Source organism: Candidatus Pantoea persica, from assembly GCF_013753875.1.
GTDB lineage: Bacteria > Pseudomonadota > Gammaproteobacteria > Enterobacterales > Enterobacteriaceae > Pantoea > Pantoea persica.
Genome location: NZ_SMDS01000010.1, coordinates 245,892 through 266,630, shown reverse-complemented (window position 1 = coordinate 266,630; position 20,739 = coordinate 245,892). Strand labels below are relative to the sequence as shown.

The 20,739-nt window shown below is 59.2% G+C and carries 4 protein-coding genes and 15 pseudogenes; 15 read left to right on the top strand and 4 right to left on the bottom strand.

Features of this window, described 5'->3' with window-relative positions; translation table 11 throughout:
- The first annotated feature begins 223 nt into the window (after positions 1-223).
- Positions 224-1,505: pseudogene (locus EIO60_RS03560) on the top strand (carbohydrate porin).
- Between the two features lie 284 nt (positions 1,506-1,789).
- On the opposite strand, the pseudogene EIO60_RS03555 reads toward EIO60_RS03560, so the two are convergent.
- From EIO60_RS03555 to EIO60_RS03535, 3 pseudogenes are all read right to left on the bottom strand, one after another.
- A pseudogene (locus EIO60_RS03555) lies at positions 1,790-2,912 on the bottom strand (Hsp70 family protein).
- Between the two features lie 205 nt (positions 2,913-3,117).
- A pseudogene (locus tag EIO60_RS17090) lies at positions 3,118-4,856 on the bottom strand (PAS domain S-box protein); the annotation flags it as partial.
- Positions 4,857-4,983: 127 nt separating this feature from the next.
- Positions 4,984-5,614 (bottom strand): annotated as a pseudogene (locus tag EIO60_RS03535) (phosphatase PAP2 family protein).
- Between the two features lie 291 nt (positions 5,615-5,905).
- On the opposite strand from EIO60_RS03535, the pseudogene udk reads away from it, so the two are divergent.
- The 3 genes and pseudogenes from udk to EIO60_RS03520 all read left to right on the top strand — a co-directional run.
- Positions 5,906-6,545 (top strand): annotated as a pseudogene (gene udk, locus EIO60_RS03530) (uridine kinase).
- A gap of 84 nt (positions 6,546-6,629) precedes the next feature.
- Positions 6,630-7,211, top strand: a complete 582-nt coding sequence (gene dcd, locus EIO60_RS03525) for a dCTP deaminase (RefSeq protein ID WP_258575913.1) — start codon at positions 6,630-6,632, stop codon at positions 7,209-7,211.
- Between the two features lie 20 nt (positions 7,212-7,231).
- A pseudogene (locus EIO60_RS03520) lies at positions 7,232-8,412 on the top strand (AsmA family protein); the annotation flags it as partial.
- Positions 8,413-8,698: 286 nt separating this feature from the next.
- On the opposite strand, the pseudogene EIO60_RS03515 reads toward EIO60_RS03520, so the two are convergent.
- A pseudogene (locus EIO60_RS03515) lies at positions 8,699-9,317 on the bottom strand (transporter associated domain-containing protein); the annotation flags it as partial.
- Between the two features lie 3 nt (positions 9,318-9,320).
- Here EIO60_RS03515 and EIO60_RS03510 point away from each other — a divergent pair.
- The 11 genes and pseudogenes from EIO60_RS03510 to galE all read left to right on the top strand — a co-directional run.
- Positions 9,321-9,759: pseudogene (locus tag EIO60_RS03510) on the top strand (tyrosine-protein kinase); the annotation flags it as partial.
- 241 nt (positions 9,760-10,000) lie between these two features.
- Positions 10,001-10,175: pseudogene (locus EIO60_RS03505) on the top strand (EpsG family protein); the annotation flags it as partial.
- 67 nt (positions 10,176-10,242) lie between these two features.
- Positions 10,243-10,817, top strand: a pseudogene (locus tag EIO60_RS03500) (glycosyltransferase family 2 protein).
- A gap of 48 nt (positions 10,818-10,865) precedes the next feature.
- Positions 10,866-11,899, top strand: a pseudogene (locus EIO60_RS03495) (glycosyltransferase).
- Between the two features lie 88 nt (positions 11,900-11,987).
- Positions 11,988-14,122 (top strand): annotated as a pseudogene (locus EIO60_RS03490) (putative phage tail protein).
- A 181-nt stretch (positions 14,123-14,303) separates the two neighbouring features.
- Positions 14,304-15,526 (top strand): annotated as a pseudogene (gene wcaK, locus EIO60_RS03485) (colanic acid biosynthesis pyruvyl transferase WcaK).
- Positions 15,527-15,530: 4 nt separating this feature from the next.
- Positions 15,531-16,601, top strand: coding sequence for a glycosyltransferase (locus EIO60_RS03480; RefSeq protein ID WP_508278739.1), 1,071 nt, complete (start codon positions 15,531-15,533; stop codon positions 16,599-16,601).
- The gene (locus EIO60_RS17230; protein WP_508278733.1) at positions 16,513-16,764 is read left to right on the top strand and encodes a glycosyltransferase; all 252 of its coding nucleotides are present in this window, start codon (positions 16,513-16,515) and stop codon (positions 16,762-16,764) included. Before EIO60_RS03480 ends, EIO60_RS17230 begins: the two co-directional genes overlap by 89 nt.
- A 3-nt stretch (positions 16,765-16,767) precedes the next feature.
- Positions 16,768-18,088: pseudogene (locus tag EIO60_RS03475) on the top strand (lipopolysaccharide biosynthesis protein).
- A 275-nt stretch (positions 18,089-18,363) separates the two neighbouring features.
- Positions 18,364-19,249: pseudogene (gene galF / locus EIO60_RS03470) on the top strand (UTP--glucose-1-phosphate uridylyltransferase GalF).
- 55 nt (positions 19,250-19,304) lie between these two features.
- Positions 19,305-20,318, top strand: coding sequence for a UDP-glucose 4-epimerase GalE (galE, locus tag EIO60_RS03465; protein ID WP_258575912.1), 1,014 nt, complete (start codon positions 19,305-19,307; stop codon positions 20,316-20,318).
- Positions 20,319-20,739 lie beyond the last annotated feature (421 nt).

Below are 20,739 nucleotides of genomic sequence, written 5' to 3'. Positions count from 1 at the left end.
GCCTGAACGTCAAGCCGCTGACACGTTTCTGTTCAGCTATCTCCCTCACAAATGTTTGAAAAAAATGCCTCTTTGCCGATTCGTGCGCACATCTTTACAAAAGTTGAATTTTTGCCAGCACTATCCTCTGCTCTGCAACGAGCCCTAATCAGATAAGAAGAGCGATTATGAACAGAAAAAAGCAGTGCGGCAGTTCCCGCTGCGCCTCGCAGCCGGCTCCCTGATGTTCGCTATGCTGAGCGCCTCTGCGGTAGCCGCAGACGCCTTCAGCTACGACTCGCCCTATATGTTTGGCGACTGGGACGGTTCGCGCACGCAGCTGGAAAATGACGGTGTTAAATTTGACGTCAACTACACCATGGAAAGCGCCTCTAACCTCGTCGGCGGCGCCGATACCAATACGTCGATGCGCTGCAGCGGTCAGTGGGCGTTCGGCGCCAATCTCGATCTGGAAAAACTGCTCGGCTGGCAGGATAAGCAGTTCTAGGCGACCATCACCAACCGTGACGGCCGCAATATTTTCGATCAGGTGGCGGATCGCCGCACCGGCATGCTCTCCTAGGTGCAGGAGGTATACGGCCGCGGCCAGACCTAGCGTCTGATCCAGTTCTGGCTGAGCAAAGGGCTGTTTGATGACGTGGTCAACCTGAAGGCGGGCCGCGTCACCGTGGGCGAGGACTTCGATAATTTCAACAGCAAGTTCCAGAACCTGGCGTTTGGCAGCGGCCAGGCAGGCAACTGGCGCGGCGACCGCTGGTTCAACTGGCCGGTGTCGCAGTGGGGCGGCCGCGTGAAGCTGAATATCACCCCGGAGGTCTTCTTCCAGGTCGGCTTCTATAACCAGAACCGTGCCAACGACGATCGTGGCGACGGTTTCTGCCTCGATACCAGCAACTTCGAGGGCAATCTGGTGCCGGTGGAGCTGGGCTGGCAGCCGACGCTGGGTCCCGACAAACTGCCGGGTAATTACCGCATCGGCTACTACTACTCCTCTGCCAACGGAGACGTGTACGGCAGCTGGCGCGACGGCGCCTATCAGGACAAAGATCACTCCTATGGCGGCTATGTGCTGTTGCAGCAGCAGCTGACCGCGCAGGGCGGCGACGTAAGCCGCGGCCTCGGCGTGACCGTTCAGGCGGTAATGAACGACTACAAGACCTCGAAGACCGACAACTATCAGTCGACCGCCTTTACCTGTGCCGGACCGTTCGACGCGCGTCCTGAAGATGAGTTCGGCATCGCCGCGGCGCGCATCCACGTGAACAGCGACTACACCCGCGCGCTGCGTCAGCAGAACGCCGCCAACGACGAAACGGACTTCGACAGCCCGATCTATCTGCCGATTACAGGAAGGTTCGGAGTATAACTACGAGCTTTATTACAACGTGAAGCTGGCGAAATGGCTGCAGGTGCGTCCGAATCTGCAATATATCGTCGCGCCGGGCGCGGTAAGCGAAGTGAAGGATGCCTTTGTCGGCGGCATCAGCGCCAATATCAACTTCTGACAGCGGCTCAAAGCGGCCTGTTATGGGCCGCTTAATGCTGTAGTCAGGGTGCGGTCGCTCAAGGCAGGGACCGATCACAAAGTTGCTCAAGGCATCCCTGCGCGCTCGGCCCGCGCAAATACGCACCTCATCCCTGTGGTGCGCCCTTAGCCGGGCCAACGCGCTGCGTTGTTCAAAAACGCTCCCAGCGTTTTTGTCCCTATCGCGGGACGCTTTGCTCTTCGGCCCCAGCCTTCCACTTTCTGAACATCTCAGCTGCTGTAAAACCCGTCTATGCGAGCTTCTTAACGAAACATTAACTCTGCCAGCGCGCCAGACCGGCCGTGACCGAGCCAAAGTCATCGCCGCTGGCGATCGGCGTCTCCGGCAGCGCCTGCTGCAGCGCGTCGCGCAGCACCGGCGAACGCGCGCTGCCGCCCGTCAGATAGATCACTTCCGGTTTGGCCGTGCAGCTGGCGAGCGCCAGCTGTACCTGCTCGAGAATCCGCTCCAGCGGCTGGTTGATCGCCTCCTCCAGCATGGTGTCGTTGATGGTGGCGTGCAGCTGCGGCGCGATAAACGCCAGGCTGGCGTCAAACGCGTCGCGTTCGGACAGGGAGATCTTGCTCTCCTCCGCTGCGCGCACCAGCCGGTAGCCCAACTTCTGCTGCCACACCTTCAGCAAACGCGCCACCACGTCACCCTGTTCAGCATCGCGCACCAGATCGCGCAGCAGCTTGCCGCAGGCGGTGGAGTAGAATTCGCTCTGCGCCGGCACATCGTTGATCGCCACCGCGTTCCACCACGGCAGCGCGGTGCCTTTGTGGCCAAGCAGGCCCTGACGCCGGTCCGACAGGTTGCACCACTCTGGCCCTATCAGCAGCATAGAGCAGTCGGTGGTGCCGCCGCCGATATCGCTCACCAGCACGCGCGTCTCTTTCTCCAGCGTCGCTTCAAACTCCAGCCCCGCCGCGACCGGCTCAAACTGAAACTCTACGTCGCGGAAGCCGGTGCGATTCGCGGCACGTAGCAGAATGCCCTGCGCCTGCTCACCGCCTGGTCGATAGTGCCGTCGAGCTGCGCTTCGCCCTGCGCGTGGATATGGCGCATCATGGCGCACACCAGATCTTCGAACAGCGCGATCTGCTGCGGCTTCAGCCCGCTGGCGCCGAGAAAGGATTTAGGGGATTTAACGAACCAGGTCTTTTCCGGATCGACCATATAGTGCTGCAGCGCCGTGGTTTCCGCGTCCGGCGTCGCCACCTGATGATGGCGGTAGAGCCATTCGCTCGCGGCTTCGCGCGTGGGAGCGGCAATCATTGAGGGCAGCAGGCGCTGCCCATTTTCCAGCGTAAGCAGGCGCGGCGCGCTGCTGTCGCGCACGGCAATGGGACAGTTCGCCGTACCGTAAGCGAAACCAATGAACATTGGATGCCCCTCCCTGAAAAAAAGGGGGCAACTTTAGCGCAGCTTGTCGGGGCTGGCAAGCGGCTCAGTCCTCCGGCGACGCCTAGACCGCCAGCCGTCCGCGTCCGGCGTTTTTGGCGTCGTAGCAGGCGATATCAGCCTGCGAAAGCAGCTCGGCGCCGACCTGATAGAGGCCGCCTTGCCAGCTGAAGCGATAATCATTCTCCGCGCCGATCTCCTCGCCCTCCAGCGTGTGCAGCGGCGTAATACTGTAGTGAATCTCCACTTCGCCGCCGTCGGCGCCGTGTAGCACCAGCTCGTCATCCAGCGCCGGGGTGGTTTTCTCCACCGGCAGGCGGCGCAGCAGCAGGTTTTCCAGCGGCGCGCCGTGGCGGCTATAGGTGATGTGCAGCAGCTCGCTCAGCTGCCTACCCGCCGCCGCCAGCCGCCAGCCGAGTATCTTCTCCGCCACGGGGGTCATAAAGGTGACGCGCATATCGCTGTCGGTGCTGATCACCGCCTCGCCAATGACGTCGAGGGTGATCGCCATACGCTCTTTCTCCTCGAACAGCGCGTCGGTGAGGTTGCACAGCTGGGTCACGTCCTGACAGATGCCGAGCATGCGCTCAATGTGGCCGTCGTGGCTGAAAAAGCGGTTCGCTTGGGTGCGCAAGGTGCGGATACCGTCAGAATGCAGAATACGGTACTCCATCTCAAAGGCGCCAGCGCGCGGCGACGTTTGCAGCAGCGCCTGATCGAGCCGGTCGCGATCCGCCGGGTGCACCCGGCTGCGCCACAGCTCGCGGCTGGGCTGCTGGTGGGCGGAGAGGCCGAACAGCGTGTACATGCACCGTTCTCACATCGTCTCATTGCTCATCAGTTTCCATTCGTAGACGCCGATTTCTCCCGCCTCGTTGGCCAGCGTGATGCGCTCCATCAGGTGACGGTTGACCCGCTCGCTCTGCTTTAGCTCGGAGATATCGACAATCTGCGTGATAAAGTAGAGCAGACTGTGGCTGCCGTCGCACACTAGCGAAACGGTCAGGCGTGCCCAGACGATCTCGCCGCTTTTGCGGAAATAGCGCTTTTCGATGGTGTAGCGTCGCTCTCGCCGCGCAGCAGCATGTCAACGTGCTGCAGATCGTTTTCCAGATCGTCATGGTGAGTCATTTGCTGGAAGGTGAGCTTCTTCAGCTCGGCGGAGGGAAAGCCCAGCGTCTGGCAGAGCGAATAGTTCACCTGCAGCCAGGTGCCCTGCGGCAAGAGCAGCGCCATGCCGATGGCGGAGTACTCCATCGCGTGGCGAAAGCGGGTCTCGCTTTCGCTGATGTGGTGCTTTTCGCGCCGGGAGGCGTCCATGACCAGCGCCATAATATGGCTGGGTATCAGCACCAGCAGAAAGGGCAGCTAGGTGACGATCTGCGCCGAGGCGCTGCCGTGCGTCTCCAGCCTCACCAGCCCCAGCATGCAGATGCTTTCCGCAATCACCCAAGTAAAAAGGAAAGAGAGGGTGCTCTCGCCGCGAATGTGCATCATCCAGACCGCCAACAGCCCACCGAGCCGCGGGATGAGCACGCCGACCGAGAGCATGAAGCGCAGCCAGTCGAGCAGCGTGTTAAGCGGGGCGTGGCACCGTAACAGCTGGCGCAGCAGAACGGAGCCGGCAATCGCCTGCAGCAGATTGATCAGGGTGAATTTCAGGTTAGCCGGTTCCGGCTCGAGGATCAGTGTGTTGGCCAGGGCGGTGCCCGCCGCACAGCCCAGCAGCGGCGCTTGGTGCGACGGCGTGCGAAACGCCACCACCGTCATCAGCGCGGTGGCGAACCAGAGCTGCGAGATCAGGCCGCTGAACACGATCAGCTCCAGACAAAACAGCGTCAGTAAAAAGGCGGTCACGCCCAGCAGCAGGGCGCTCAGCAGGCGGGCTGACGGCGTAGCCGACAAAGATAACAGTTCAACACCCATTCACTAACTCGGCAATGCGCACGGCGTCTAAACGACGAAAAATGCGCCAGTCATTCTCTATCTGGCATGCTAGCACATCGGCGTCGTCGTGCATCTGTTAAATAGAATCTGGGCGTTATTCAACGGATTAACGGGTATATTGCCGCCGTGCAGCAGGACGCAGTGAGGGGCAGCGGCGGAACAGATTGGCGCGGGTGTAAGGCTTTTCCAGTCCGGCGAGATCGGCAGAAAAACGTTCAAGAAACTGTTGAGTCGTCGCCACGCGGCCGTGACTCAGCAGCAGCAGCGGCACCAGAAAGGCGGCGCCAACCTGCGGCCAGCTAAAGCCCTTCAGCGCGGTGCGGCGTTGGCTGAGCAGAAAGGCGCTGCTCAGCGTGAAGCCCAGCAGCAGGCCAGCGGCGACCTCGCTGGGGGGAATGGGCTTGGATCACTAGGCGCGAAAAGCTCACCATCAGCGGGATGACATAGCCGACGCCGATAGTGACGCCGCGCCACAGCGCCGGCCAGCGGCCGGACACCAGCCACAGCATCACCGGCCAGAGCGTAGCGGACATCGCGCTGTGGCCGCTGAAGCCGGTAAAGTTAAAGCGGGCGCAGCCAATGCCGAAGCCGAGAAAAAGGATCTTCGACAAGCTGACCAGCAGGCCCGCCAGACCAAAGGCGATCAGCCAGTACCACACCGTGCAGCGGTTATCGCTTTTCCATGGCAGGATCAGCAGCATGCTGTCGCCAAAGTAGGTCAGGGTTCTCCAGTGCATAGTTTTCCTTAATGGCTGCCTGGCGGAGAGCGCCCGCGCTGTCGCGGACGCCACGCCATCCTCTGCGTCGCTGCGCCGGCCGCACAGATGAAGACAGAACAGGATACAGTTTATCGGGGAAAGGGCCGGGTTTGAAAAGGGGAAATTCTGAAATCCCGATAACGGCTTTTCTCTGGCATCAACAGGCTGAAATCCCTATACTTGGCGCCGACTAAACCCTCCTATTCCGTCCTGCGTCAAAACGCCTTATCCGCGTACAGCGCAGGCTCCAGTATTAGGTCTTTAAGAAGTATGACTGACAAGTTTCATCAGTGCGTGATTGTGGGCATTGCCGGTGCCTCCGCATCCGGAAAAAGTTTAATCGCCAGCACGCCCTACCGTGAAATCCGCGACCAAGTCGGTGACGCGCATATCGGGGTCCCGGGAAACGCCTATTATAAGGACCAGAGTCACCTCACCATGGAAGAGAGGGCGAAAACCAACTACGACCATCCTAGCTCCATGGATCATGACCTGCTGCTGCAGCATCTGCAGGCGCTGAAGGCGGGCCAGGATATCGACCTGCCGGTCTACAGCTACGTCGAGCATACCCGCACGCGCGACAGCATTCACCTGAAGCCGAAAAAGGTGATTATCCTTGAAGGGATCCTGCTGCTGACCGACGCCCGTCTGCGCCAGGAACTGAACTTCTCGATTTTCGTCGATACCCGGCTGGATATCTGCCTGATGCGCCTCATGAAGCGCGACGTTAACGAGCGCGGCCGCTCTAATGGACTTGGTGATGAGCCAGTACCAGAAAACGGTGCGCCCGATGTTCCTGCAGTTTATCGAGCCGTCGAAGCCGTACGCGGATATTATCGTGCCGCGCGGTGGAAAAAACCACATCGTCATTGATATCTTCAAGGCCAAAATCAATCAGTTTTTTGAATAATCTGCGTCGGGTCTGACGCGCGGCGAGCCGCCTGACACGCGCGTTGCAGGCTGTTCGCTACACTTATGTCATGGAGTTACCGCAATGAAATTATGCGACCGCGATATTGAAGCCTGGCTGGACAACGGCAGGCTGGCCATCGATCCGCGCCCGCCGGTAGAACGCATCAACGGCGCCACCGTGGACGTGCGTCTGGGCAACCAGTTCCGCACCTTTCGGGGACACACCGCGCCCTTTATCGATTTAAGCGGCCCGAAAGATGAAGTGAGCGCCGCGCTGGAGCGCGTGATGAGCGACGAGATAGTGCTGCCGGAAGGGGAAGCCTTTTTCCTGCATCCCGGCGAGCTGGCGCTGGCGGTGACCTTTGAGTCGGTCACCATCCCGGACGATCTGGTGGGCTGGCTCGACGGTCGCTCTTCACTGGCGCGCCTCGGCCTGATGGTGCACGTTACCGCGCACCGCATTGATCCCGGCTGGCAGGGACGCATCGTGCTGGAGTTCTATAATTCCGGTAAGCTGCCGCTGGCGCTGCGTCCCGGCATGCTGATCGGCGCGCTGAGCTTTGAGCCGCTTTCCGGCCCGGCGGTGCGGCCCTACAACCGTCGCGAAGACGCCAAATATCGCGGGCAGCAGGGCGCTGTCGCCAGTCGTATCGATAAAGATTAAAACGCGAACATGGGGATGTGATGAAGAGAGTGATAACCACTCTGGCCATTTTGCTGGTGGTCGTAGTTGCGGGCATGACCGCGCTGGTGCTGCTGGTGAACCCAAACGATTTCCGCGCCTATATGGTAAAGCAGGTCGAGCAGCGCTGTGGTTATCGGCTGGAGGTGGACTGCGATCTGCGCTGGCACGTCTGGCCCAAACTCAGCATCCTTGCCGGGCGCATGAGCCTGACCGCGCCGCAGCTGCTGGTGACGGCCAAAAATATGCGGCTGGACGTCAATCTCTGGCCGCTGCTGTCACACCAGCTCAGCATCAGCTAGGTAATGTTGAGCAATGCGGTGGTGCGCGCCACGCCGGAAAGCGCGCCGGTCGCGCCGGCGCGCAGCGACGCGAGCGAGCCGGGCAGCGGCTGGTCGTTCGACATCGGGCAGCTGCGCGTCGCTGACAGTTTGCTGATCTGGCGCGAGCCGGGCGGCGACGAGTATAACTTCCGCAACTTCAACCTCAGCCTCAATCAGGATGCGCGCCATCAGGCGAGCATCGAACTCAGCGCCAGCCTGACGCGCAACCAGCGCAACGCCACTATCTCCTTAAAGGGGCAGCTTGGCGCCGCGCAGTACCCACACCGCTTAAGCAGCAAAATTGACGAACTCAACCACGCGCTGAGCGGCGCGAATATTCCGCCTCAGGGCATCAAAGGCAAGCTGAGCGCCGACCCAGCTGCAGCTGACCGTCAACGACAGTGCGCTGACCGGCGAGGCGAGCGGCATGCTGAGCCTGCCGCAGCAGTTCTCTCTCAGGCTGCACGCCACCCAGCTTAACCTCGACAACCTGATGACCAACGCGCCGCAGGCGCCTGCAAAGCAACGCCGATTCACCGCTCAACGCGCTGCGCAGCAAACTCGGCGACGGCACCTTCTCGCCGCTGGGCACGGTAGATATCTGTCAGCCCGAGACGCGCGTCGCGCTGCAGCCGGTGCTGGAGAATGTCGCCATACAGCCGCTGCTCGCCGCCCTTGAACTGCCGCAGACGCTGCAGGACGATCTGTCGCTGGCGGCGAAGCGCCAGTGGCAAGGCTCGGCGCGCGTGCAGGCCAGCGACCGCGTCAGCAGCGACCAGAGCGGCGATCAGGGCATTCGCTGGCTCGACGGCGTGCTGCGCGTCGCGGATCTGCAGGGCAAGGGCGATCGCCTGCAGCTACAGAGTGCCGGCGAGGTGAATATGCCGCAGCACCAGCTGGATGTGGCGGTGGGCCTGAAGCTGAGCGGCTGGCAAGGGGATGAGCAGCTGGTGAGCCTGCTTTCGCAGCAGGCGATTCCGCTGCGTATTTACGGCAGCTGGGACAACGTGCAGTATTCGCTGCCGGTGGATCAGGTGCTGCGCCAGCAGCTGCAGAGCGAAGCGAAGTCGCGTCTCAACGAGTGGCTGGATCGCCAGCCGAAAAACAACGAAAGCGACAGCCTGCGCAAGCTGCTCCGCCCGTAACTCACACCTCGTAATCGAGATCCTGCGGCTGTTGCAGGCTCCACCTTCTGCACGCGGTGGTGCTCTACCTGCAGGACGCGCAGCATATAGTGGCCGATGTGCAGGGTTTCGCCTGCTCCGGGCACGCGCTGCAGAGTGTCCATTAGCAGGCCCGCCAGTGTATGGTAATTGCGGCGCTCGTCAAGCGGCAGCCTGACTTACAGCGCCGGATCCTCCAGCGGAATCTGGCCGTTGACAATCCAGAGGCCTTCCTCCTCCTGCGCCTGTACATCGTAGTGCGCGTTGATCTCCTCGCCCGCCAGCGGCAGGTTGCCCGCGATGGTCTCCATCAGATCGCTGAGCGTAACGATCCCCGCCACCGAGCCGAATTCATCCACCACAAAGGCAAAGTGGGTGCGCCCCTGGCGGAACTGCTCCAGCGCCTGTAGTAGCGTCAGGTGCTCTGGGAATACCAGCGGCTGGCGGATCAGGGCGCGCAGATCGAGCGACTGCCTGTGCAGCGACTGATGCAGCAGATCGATAGCGTACACGACCCTCAGCAGCTCGTTGCGCTGGTCGGTAATCAGCAGCCGCGTATGCTGGTTGTGGTTGAGGCACGCCATAATCTCCGCCGGATCGTCATCACCCACGAGCTGATTGTTGCCGAGAACAAATCGGGTCTCTCTAATGTGCTGTCGAGCAAAACCGAGTTCAGCCCGGCGCGGATCCAGCGCGACGTGTATGGCTTCGACTTCCTGCCGCGCGGTCAGGTGCCACCAACCCCGTTGGAGCTGCTGATGCACCGCTGCATGGGCAAGCAAGAACTACGATCTGGTGCTGATCGATACCCCGCCGATTCTGGCGGTGACTGACGCCTCGATCATCGGCAAACTGGCGGGCACCTCGCTGATGGTGGCGCGCTTCGAAACCAACACCACCAAAGAGATCGACGTCAGCTTCAAGCGCTTTGCGCAGAACGGCATTGAAATCAAAGGCGTAATCCTCAACGCCGTGGTGCGTAAGGCAGCGAACGCTTACGGTTATGGCTACGACTATGAATATGGCAAGCCGACCAAAAGCTAAGGTTTGATGATAACGGTGCGGTCAGACCGCCCCTTTTTATCGTCGCTCAGAGACAACACGCAACGATAGACACAGGTGATTCTGTGTTTTGCGCCAGACGCCACGCATAAAACGTATAACCGGGCGGGTGCCCGTAACAGAATGCTTCAGCAACAGGGCATGCGCGCCTCGACGCCGCTTTCACCGCGCGTGGCGCAGAAGCCTGTTGAGCGGACGAGGTGTGGAATTAAGGAATCACACTATGGCTCCATATTGGTATGTATCAGGGTTTCTTCTGCTGGTGTCGATCGTGTGCTGGTGTCGATCGTGGAAATTCTGCTGAAAAAAGATGACCGCACCACCCCCATATCCTGACCTATCTGCTCTGCATCGGCGCCACCACGCTGATTATCTTTGGCGGCATTCGCGGTCTCGGGTACCGTAGGCATTGTGATGCCGATGTATAACGCACGTCAGATGGTACTTTGCGCCGTATAGTCGGTGATGAACCAGGCTTGGCCGGACTGGCACCTTTACCTGATCAACGACAAATCCACCGACGATTCGCTGGCGCTGGTGCGCGAGCACTGCCAGGACCCGCGCATCACCATTCTCGACAATGAGGTGAATCTCGGCGCGACAGAGACGCGCAACATTGGGCTGCGCGCGGCGAAAGAGGAGATCATCGCCTTTCTCGACAGCGATGACGAATGGCACGTCGACAAGCTGGCGCAGCAGGCCGCCGCCATCGCCGCAGGCGACGACTTCGTGATCACCGAATATCACTACAAAACCAAAAACGCCGATCACGACATCACCTACAGCAAGCCTTACCTGCAGCAGGAAAACTTCGTCAAGAAGCAGTATCGCGTCTGCTTCTCCTCTTCCGCCGTCCGCCGCAGGGCATTTTCTTCTAGCATTACGAATTAGGCGATTCCCTTTCGCGTAACAAGAATAAAGCGGCGAAATGGCACCTGTAATTATTAAGAATTATCTATAAAAACAATCCGTTAAAAATCTATTACTATTACGGCTGGTACATGGTGAACGGCGTGCTGTTTACCCTTAAGCATCGATAACCGGATGGTCTTTTTACTCTTTTGAGGTGGGTAGCTTTACATGAAAAAATGGTCCTAGTGATCAAAGATGCCTACTCTTACTGTTGGCACCGAAAACATCTGCAACTTTATGTCGGAGTGTCTGGGCGAAACGCACGACGTCACGGTTTACTCGCTGGAAGGCAGCGGCGAACCTTTCTATCCCTTTGAACGCGTAAAGAGCATCGTCAGCTTTGAAGGGCACAGCAATTCGATTAAAAGCATCGTCAGACACATTCACAGCGAAGAGGTCGACAGTGTGTTTTAATCAGTATGGGCCGCCTGAGCGTGATGTTCGCCTTCTGGAGCCTGCTCTCCGGCAAGAAGAAGCGCTTCAAGGCCTATGCCTGCGAACACATCGCCATCTCGCCATCAAACTCCTTCAGCAAGCCGATCAAACTCCCCAAGTACCTGCTGCTGCGCTACTACGAATCAGGTGATCGTTCTGATTGATAAAGACCATCAGGTCTTCTCCCGCTGGCGCATTCAGAGCAAGCAAATCCCCAATCCGGTGGTCTACAAAGCCTTCGCGCGCACCACGCGCAGCCGTCAGGCGCTGGCGGTCGGCCGTCTCGATCAAAAGAAGGGGTTCAATCTGCTGCTCGATATCTGGCGCGACTTCGTCCAGACCCATCCTGAATAGACGCTGGTAATCGCCGGCGACGGCGAGCTGCACCGGCAGCTGGAGGATCAGGCGTCGGCGCTCGGCATTCGCGGCAGCGTTAACTTCGTCGGACGCGTCAGCAACATCAACGACTACTACCGTGAAAGCGATATGGCGCTGATGGCCTCGCGCTATGAGGGGCTGCCGCTGGTGCTGCTGGATGCAAAATCCTGGTCGCTGCCGGTGGTGGCCTACGACTGCCCGACCTGCCCGCAGGAGATCATAAATCAGGGCCTGGATGGCTTCCTGGTGCCGATGAACGACAAGGCGACTTCTGGCGCGCATGGATCAGCTTGCCAGCGACGATGCGCTCTTCTACGCCATGAGTCAAAACACAAAAATTACCGCTCTTAAATTCGACGGTAAGCAGATCAAGCAGAGCTGGCTGGCACTGGTTTAACCGCGGCCAGGAACAGGCCGATTGCACACTGCTTCAGGGGAAACTGTTTTGGCCCACTGACGGCCTTATTGACCACGGGATTTCATGCATGAAAAGAAGAGAAGTATTGCAGACCGCAGCCTCCTCCATTGTTGCCGCGCTCTCGGTGAGCGCCTTTTCCAGCTACGCGGCGAACAGCAGCGGCGTCACCATGAAGCCGGTGGAGCCGTCGGCGCTGCCGAAGGACGACGTGCCGATTCTGACGCCGGAAAACCTCTTGCTATGCCGCCGCAGTTCTGGCACACCTTTGAGGACGAGCTGTGGATTGGTAAAGCGGGCAGCGACGCTAGCCAGGCGCAACCAGATCCCGGTGTTTCTGCGCGACGCCAGCGGCAAGCTGTCATAGCTGATCGCCCTGAACAAGGGCAGCTTAGCCCGTTTTATTCACGATAACGCCGTGCTGATCGCCGATCCGGCACACGGCATGGGGGTGAAGGACAAGTCGGGCGCCACGCTGTTTAATATCCCTGACGTCAGCCGACCGGGCCAGGCGGCTACCAGCTGATTGGCGTAATTCCCTCGGTGGACGATCTGCTTAAAACTCGGCCGCTGTTCGAAGGGGCGAAGATCAAGCTGAAAAGCCGGCACGATGGGCTGGAAGTGGGCGGCGGCGAATTCGTCGGCTGCTTCCAGAGTGCGCCGGACGACGGCGGCGTGATCTTTGCCGGCGAAGGCTTTCATTGGCGCCGCGTGGTTGCCGATTTCAACCACCTGTCGCTGTTCGATTTCGGCGCCATCGCCGACGGTAAAACCGACGCCGCGCCCGCCGTCAAGGTTATGTATCAGTGGTCGGAAAAGGCGGAGCAGCCGATCTGCGTGCAATTTCCCGCCGGCACCTTTTTCGTCTCGGCCATCGACTTTTCGCAACAGGAACGCCGATTTTTCCGCCTCTCCGGCGCGATGGTCAACTTCGGCTACTTTCCGGCTACCACCATCGTCTCCGACGGCCAGTCGGAATTCGTCTTCAAGGTCAACGCGCGCTGGGTGGCGCTCTCCAACCTGATCTTCAACGGCAACACCGATAAGCGTCCCAACCAGCAGGGCTTCTTCAGCAATATCTGTGAGGGCGGCCAGTTCTTTCGCGGCGCATGCCTGCGCTTCTTCAGCCGGGTCAGCGACGTCTCCCTCAGCCTGCAGGACACGCTCGACTACAAAATTGACCAGTGGTACGCCTCGCGCTGTACCGGCGATGTGATCAAATCTGGCTGGTCCGGCCGCAAGCAGGGCAAGTAGGATCACAGCACCGCCATCTAACTCTCCAACTTCAATGTGCAGAACTGCCGCGGCGCCAGGGTTTAACCTGCCGCGCTGCGGACAGTCGATTATCGATAACGGCTGGATCGAGCACTGCGACTATCCGGGCGATATCTCCAACGGCCAGTGGATCGTCGACGCGCTGAGCATCGAGGATTGCAAAAAACCGCTGATCGCCCATAACATGCGATAGACCAGCCTGCAGTTCGGCAGCTGGATCGACAACTCCGCGCAGGGCTAGCGCTTGCTTAGCGCCTGGGAGATGGGCTCGAAGCGCGTGGAGTCCTACGGCGTCGCCACCGACGGAAGCCCGAAGTACAACTACCTGACCTCGCGCTGGCGCTTGGTGAATAATAGCAACCAGCAGACCTGGTTCAAGTTGGGCACGCTCTATTCGCCCGACATGGGCGACAGCTGGGAGATCGAGATTTTCGGCCAGTCGGAGTTTAGCAACGGCAGCACCGACAAGGCGTTGATGAACCCGATCAAGGATCGTTCGACCGGCGGCCGCGCCGTTGTCCACGTGCAGCGTAAAAAGTACGGCGCGGAGGCGAGCTGGTCGGCGAAGGGCAGCAGTCCGGTAGTGGAGGTGCGCTATCTTGCGCCGCACGATACCAACGCACGTATCTTCGTCAAGCTGGCGGGCTGGACGCCCTCGGTAGTGGTGCTGATCAAAAGCACCGCCCGCGAGCGCTTCGCCACTGGCCGCTGCGCGCGCGTCGACGCCCGTATGGAGCAGGCGGCGCTGCAGCGCTTTAGTCTGCACAACGGCAAGGCGAGCATCGGCGGAAACGAGCAGGGCGATCTTCTGCTGGCTTCGCGCGCGCTGAGCGCCGAACAGGTCGATACCGCCCAGCCAAAGGGCTTTATTTCGGTGGGGTGGTCAACGGCGAGCCGTGCGCAGTGCCCTATTTCGCCCTGAAAGGCTAAGGTTATTTATCATCGCGCGCAGGGAAGGGCGCGAGCAAGACCCTCTGGAGCAGCAGATTGTTTTGGTTTTTTTTACACAGAGTTCACTTTGTCCGTTCAGGATATGACGGCTTGTTTACCCGACGCATCGCAATAACAGGTCGGGTAAAAATTAAAAGAAATTTTTTCGGAGCTTTATTTTATGAAAATTTTATTGGTGGGTAACCATACGTGTGGGAATCGCGGGGATGGCGCGATTCTGGATTCTGCGTGGGCTGATCGATTCTATGCAAGTTGCCCGCAGTGATATAGAGATTGGCGTAATCAGCCGTTATCCAATGAGCTCTGGGTATTTGCTCCAGCAAGATATTCAGCAGGATTCCCTGTTTCTGCACAACAGCAAATCGGCCAAGGGCTGGTCGGCACGGTCAAGCGCAAGGTGGCGAATCGCCTGATGCCCAATATCATTACGGTGCATCTCGGTAAGGGCGGCCTGTTTAAATCCTTCGCTGTTCCCGCGCATCTTGAAGCCTTTACCACAGCCTGAAAGCCTACGACGCGATTATTCAAGTCGGCGGCTCTTTTTTCGTCGACCTCTACGGTGTGACCATGTTCGACCATGCGCTCTGCACGCTGATGGCGAAAAAGCCTATCTATATTATCGGCCACTCGGTCGGGCCGTTCCAGAACCCGAGCGTCAACGCGCTGGCGAACTTTGTTTTTGACCGCGTCGACAGCCTGGTGCTGCGCGAGTCGGTCAGCCTCGATCTGATGAAAAAAAATGGCGTTACCACGCGCCGTGTCGAGCCGTCGAGCCATAATCTGCTGCAATGGCAGGGCATTATCAATGGCCGCAAAACCATCGCCATTACCGTGCGCGAACTGGCGCCGTTCGACAAGCGTCTCGGCGTGACGCAGAAAGAGTATGAGGCCGCCTTTGGCCGCGTGATCAACGCCATGATCGCCGACGGCTATCAGGTGGTCGCCTTCTCCAGCTGTACCGGCATCGACAGCTATGCCAAGGATGACCGCATGGTGGCTCTGATGCTGCGCGACCGCGTCGATCAGCCTGAGCACTACCATGTCATCATGGATGAGTTCAACGATCTGGAGCTGGGCATTCTGCTGAGCCATTGCCATCTCACCATCGGCACGCGCCTGCACTCCGCGATTATTTCGATGAACTTCGGCACCCCGGCGGTTGCCATCAACTACGAACACAAATCGATGGGCGTGATGAATCAGCTGGGACTGCTGCAGATGGCGACAGACGTGAAAAGCTTGATGGACGGCTCGCTTATCTACAAGCTCAAGCACGTGCTGGCGGAGTATGACGCCATCAAGCAGTAGGTAGATACGGCGGTCGCGCACGAGCGCGAAGTCGGGAACCAGATCACAGAAGAGATCCTCAACAGATTAGGGTAATGTCATGAAACTGACTTTCTTCATCATGCGTTTCTCGGTCGCCTCCGAGACCTTCGTGCTGAATCAGGTGACCCATTTTATCGATGCCGGTTACGACGTGGAGATCATTTCCGTGTTTCCTGGCGACCTGGTGAACCGACACGCGGCCTTCGACGAATACCACCTGGCGGCGCGCACCCACTATCAGCTGCCGGAAGAGAAGGTGTCGAATATCGACAAGCTCAACCAGCGCCTGAAGATGATGCTGCCGAAGGTGGCGAAACCGGCGCTGATCCGCTCGCTTAACGTGCGCCGCTACGGCGCGCAGTCGAGCAAGCTGCTGCTGCCCTCTATCGTGGCCAATACCAGCCAGCCCTATACCGCCGACGTCTTCCTGGTGCACTTCGGCTACGCCGGCGCGCTGGCCAACAAGCTGCGCAAACTGGGCGTACTGGTGGGCAAGCAGGCGACGGTGTTCCTCGGCGCGGGTATTTCGCGCCGCCATATTCTGGAAGAGCACAAGCAGGATTACCTCAACCTGTTCGAGCAAAGCGAGCTGATGCTGCCGATTAGCCATCTCTGGGAGCGCAAGCTAATTGAGATGGGCTGTCCGCTGGAGAAGAACCACGTGACGCGCATGGGCATCGAGCCGGAGAAGCTCAACTTCCAGCCGCGCCAGCCGTTCCATTCGCCGCTGCAAATCGTCTCCGTCGCGCGCCTGACCGAAAAGAAGGGTGTCGACGTGGCGGTGAAGGCGAGCGAGATCCTCAAGCAGCGCGGCGGTCGCTTTGAGTACACCATCATCGGCAACGGCGAGCAGGATGAAATGATGCGCGAACACATCGCGCGCGCCGGCCTCGAAGATTGCGTCACCATGCCGGGCTTCAAGCCGCAGGAGGAGATCCGCACCGCGCTCAGCGAGGCGGATATTTTCCTGCTGCCGTCGAAAACCGCCGCCGATGTCGACATGGAGGGCATTCCAGTCGCGCTGATGGAGGCTATGGCCGGTGGGCCTGCCGGTGGTCTCGACCTTTCACAGCGGCATCCCGAAGCTGATCGAGAACAATTTCTCCGGCTGGCTGGTGCCGGAGGATGACGCCGAGGCGCTGGCCGACACGCTGCTGAAGCTGTCGCAGGGCGAGGTCGATATGACGCCGGTGGTGACGGCGGCGCGCCATAAAGTTGAAACGGAATTCAACCAGCACATCGCCTATGGCGAAACTGCTGGAGCAGCTGGCGTGAGCGGACTGAAATCATAGGCGATATGGTTGTTTGGCAGTACCTGTTTCGCCGCCCTGCTGCAGGTGCTGCAGCTCAGCGTGCTGGCGCGCAAGCTGGAGGCGCACGAGCTGGGCCTGCTGGCGATTATCAATGCCATTCTTGCGGTCGCCACCGTGCTGCAGGAGATATGGGCATGAGCAGCTACCTTGTGCACCGGCAGGAGATTACGCGCCGCGAGCAGAGCACCATTTACTGAGTCAACGTCTCGCTGAGCCTGGTGACCTGCCTGATACTGCTCGGCATCGCGTATCCCATCGCCTGGTTCTACCATCTGCCGGAGCTGGTGGGGCTGATTATGCTGACCAGCCTGAACTTCCTGGTGCTGGGCCACCTGTCGCAGTATCAGGCGCACTACATCAAAACCAAACGGATGGTGCTGCTGGCGAAAATCGAGATGGCGACCAAGCTGTTAGCCTTCGCTTGCACTGTGGCGATGCTCTACTTCACCTCGCTGACGGTCGCGGCGGCGATCCTGGGGCTGTTTATCAACGCCTTTTACCCGCATTCTCTGCATGATCGCCTTTGGCGGGAAGTCATGGCGGCCGACGTGGGAGCTCGGTCGGGCAACCTTTGTCGGCGCGGTGCGCTACGGCAGCTATCAGCTCGGCTCGCAGACCATCAACCAGCTGCGCACCCAGGCAGACGCGCTGATTGTCGGCAAGGTGATGGGCGCGGAGATGCTGGGCATCCACTCGCTGGCGAAAGAGCTGATCCTTCAGCCGCTGAAGCTGGTGTCGCCGGTAATCAACCGACTGGCGCTGCCGCGCTTCACCGAGAAGCAGCAGGATCCTGAGCAGCTGAAAAAGCTGTTCCTCAAGGGCACCTTCGTCATCATGCTGTTCAGCAGCGCGATGTATCTGGCGATTGGCATTCTGTCGCCAGTGATTGTGCGCGTGCTCTACGGCGCCTCCCATGAGCAGGTCTATCACCTGATCCCGCTGATGCTGCTGTTTGGCATGCTGCGTCCGTTGGGCGGCCTGACCGGGGCGATTTCGCAGGCGAACGGGCGCACTAACGTTGAGTTCTACTGGAACATCGTGGCGAGCCTGGTGGTACTGGCGGTGCTGGGCACCACCTTTATCTGGCCCAACGTGCTCTACGTGGCGCTGACGCTCTCTATCTCTCAGGTGCTGATCTCCGCCTTCGCCCATCCGTTCTTTATGAAACCGGTTATCGGCATCCGCTTTCTGCCCTAATGCGCGGCAGTGGGTATCGGTGTCGGCGGTATTTGTCGCGGTGATCCTGCTGGTGAACCATTTCGACCTGTTCGTCATGCCAGAATGGTTTGCGCGCTGGCTTTGATCGGTGCACCTCTCTTCGGGCGGCCGCTAGGCCGCCCTACTCGTTTTTAGCCTGGCATTGCGCCATGTCGGCCCTTGCTGCGGCAGGGCGTTTTTCATCGGCGGTTAGCGCTTGTCTTTCCTCGCTTTATGGGGCGAGCGAAGCGTGGGAAAAAGATGAATTTCTAAGAGATGACAGGCATTTAGTGTCTGCTTTTCGGATAAAGATTATACTTGCAGTTCTGGCCGATCCTGCATAATCGACAGCACGTATTCACTTCATGAAATGGAAAAAATATGACCAAGCTTAAAGCCGTAATCCCGGTTGCGGGTCTCGGTATGCATATGCTCCCGGCGACGAAAGTAATTCCAAAAGAGATGCTGCCTGTCGTTGATAAGCCGATGATTCAATACATCGTTGATGAATGCGTCGCTGCAGGCATCAAAGAGATTGTGCTGGTCACCCATGCTTCCCAAAATGCGGTGGAAAACCACTTCGGCACCAACTATGAGCTGGAAGCGCGCGTCAAGCGCCAGCTGCTGAGCGAAGTGCAGTCTATTTGCCCGCCGGGCGTGACCATTATGAACGTGCTTCAGGCGCAGCCGCTGGGCATCGGCCACTCCATCCTGTGTGCCCGCCCGATGATCGGCGACAACCCGTTTGTGGTGGTGCTGCCGGACGTGCTGCTGGATGATTCCACAGCCGACCACCTGCGCTACAACCTTGCCGCCATGGTGGCGCGCTTTGAAGAGACCGGCCACAGGCAGGTACTGGCGCGGTATACGCCGACCACCGATCTCTCCGAGTACTCGGTGATCACCATCGAACAGCCGCTGGACAACCCAGGCGACGTCAGCACCATTACCAACTTCGTTGAGAAGCCGGAAGATCCGGCGCCGCTGCACTCCGATCTCGCTGCAGTGGGTCGCTATGTGCTTTCCGCCGATATCTGGGGCGAACTGGAGCGCACCGGGCCGGGCGCCTGGGGCCGTATTCAGCTGACCGACGCCATCGCCAGCCTGAGCTAGAAGAAGCCGGTAAACGCCGCGCTGCTGAAGCGGTCGCAGCTTCGACTGCGGACGCAAGCTCGGCTATATGCAGGTGTTTGTCTCCTACGGTCTGCGCAGCAACGGCATGGGTCAGGAATTCCGCGCCGCAATCGAAAAAATTCTGGCAAAATAACCGTTTCCCATGATTTTTGCTACGCAGCGTCGCGGCAGCTTTGACAGGAGCTCACATGGCTATTTTGGTAACGGGCGGGGCGGGCTATATCGGTTCGCATACCGTGCTGGCGCTGCTGCAGCGCGGCGATGACGTTGTAGTACTGGATAACCTGTGCAACGCCTCGCGCGAGGCGATCAACCGCGTCGAGAAGCTGGCCGGTAAAAAGGCGACCTTCGTCGAGGGCGATATTCGCGATCGCGCCTACCTGCGCGACCTGTTCGCCAGCAACCCGATCTCCGCGGTGATCCACTTCGCCGCGCTGAAGGCGGTAGGCGAGTCCACCCGCATGCCGCTGGAGTATTACGAGAACAACGTCGCCGGCACCGTGGTTCTGCTGGAAGAGATGCGCGCCGCGGGCGTCTGTGACTTTATCTTCAGCTCTTCCGCCACCGTCTACGGCGCCAATGCGCCGGTGCCCTATGTGGAAACCACCCCTATCGGCGGCACCACCAGCCCTTACGGCACCTCCAAGCTGATGGTTGAATTCGTGATGCGCGATTTCGCCCTGGCTGACCCTAAATTCAGGGCGATTGCGCTGCGCTACTTCAACCCGGTTGGCGCGCATGAGTCAGGCGAGATTGGCGAAGACCCAACGGGCATTCCCAACAACCTGCTGCCCTATATCGCCAAGGTGGCGATTGGCCGTCTGCCGCAGCTGGGCGTGTTCGGCGGCGACTATCCGACGCCGGACGGCACCTGTCAGCGCGACTATATCCACGTCGTCGATCTGGCGGAAGGGCACCTGAAAGCGCTGGACCATTTACCGCAGGTTGAGGGTTACAAGGCCTATAATCTGGGCGCGGGCAAAGGCTACTCGGTGCTGGAGATGATCAAGGCGTTCGAAGCCGCCTCCGGCAAGCAGATCCCTTATGAGATCAAACCGCGTCGCGACGGCGACCTCGCGGCGTTCTGGGCCGATGCCGGTTTGGCGGATAAAGAGCTGGACTGGCGCGTGTCGCGCGGCATCGATGAGATGATGCGCGATACCTGGAACTGGCAGAGTAAGAACCCGAACGGGTTCCGCTGAGTTCAGCGACGATAACCTACCCGGCTTTGGCCGTTTTTTTTGCCCAAACCGTGCTTTAGGATGGCACAGAGACAACAAACCCTCTGACGCGCGCCAGCCCGGCGCGCGGATAAAGCGCCCAGCGAAAACAGATTTTTCCTGGCCGCGCCAGTGCCTCTGTTTCTGACCAAACTGCCTGTTTTAAGCCGCTGTGCGGCATATCAAAGCAAAAACACCTTTCTCCTACTATTATGCTGTTTTGCCGCTATTTAAATTGCCTTTCCCAGGCGTAAGAATCAAATAAGTATCGATTGCGCTTATTGCGTAAACAATCAACCAATAACCATGTTAATTCTGCTGCACAAAATGTGGTATTTGTGATGGTCAGAGACTGTTGCGGCTGCATTATTCATTAATCAGCGCTTAATAACAAGAACAACTG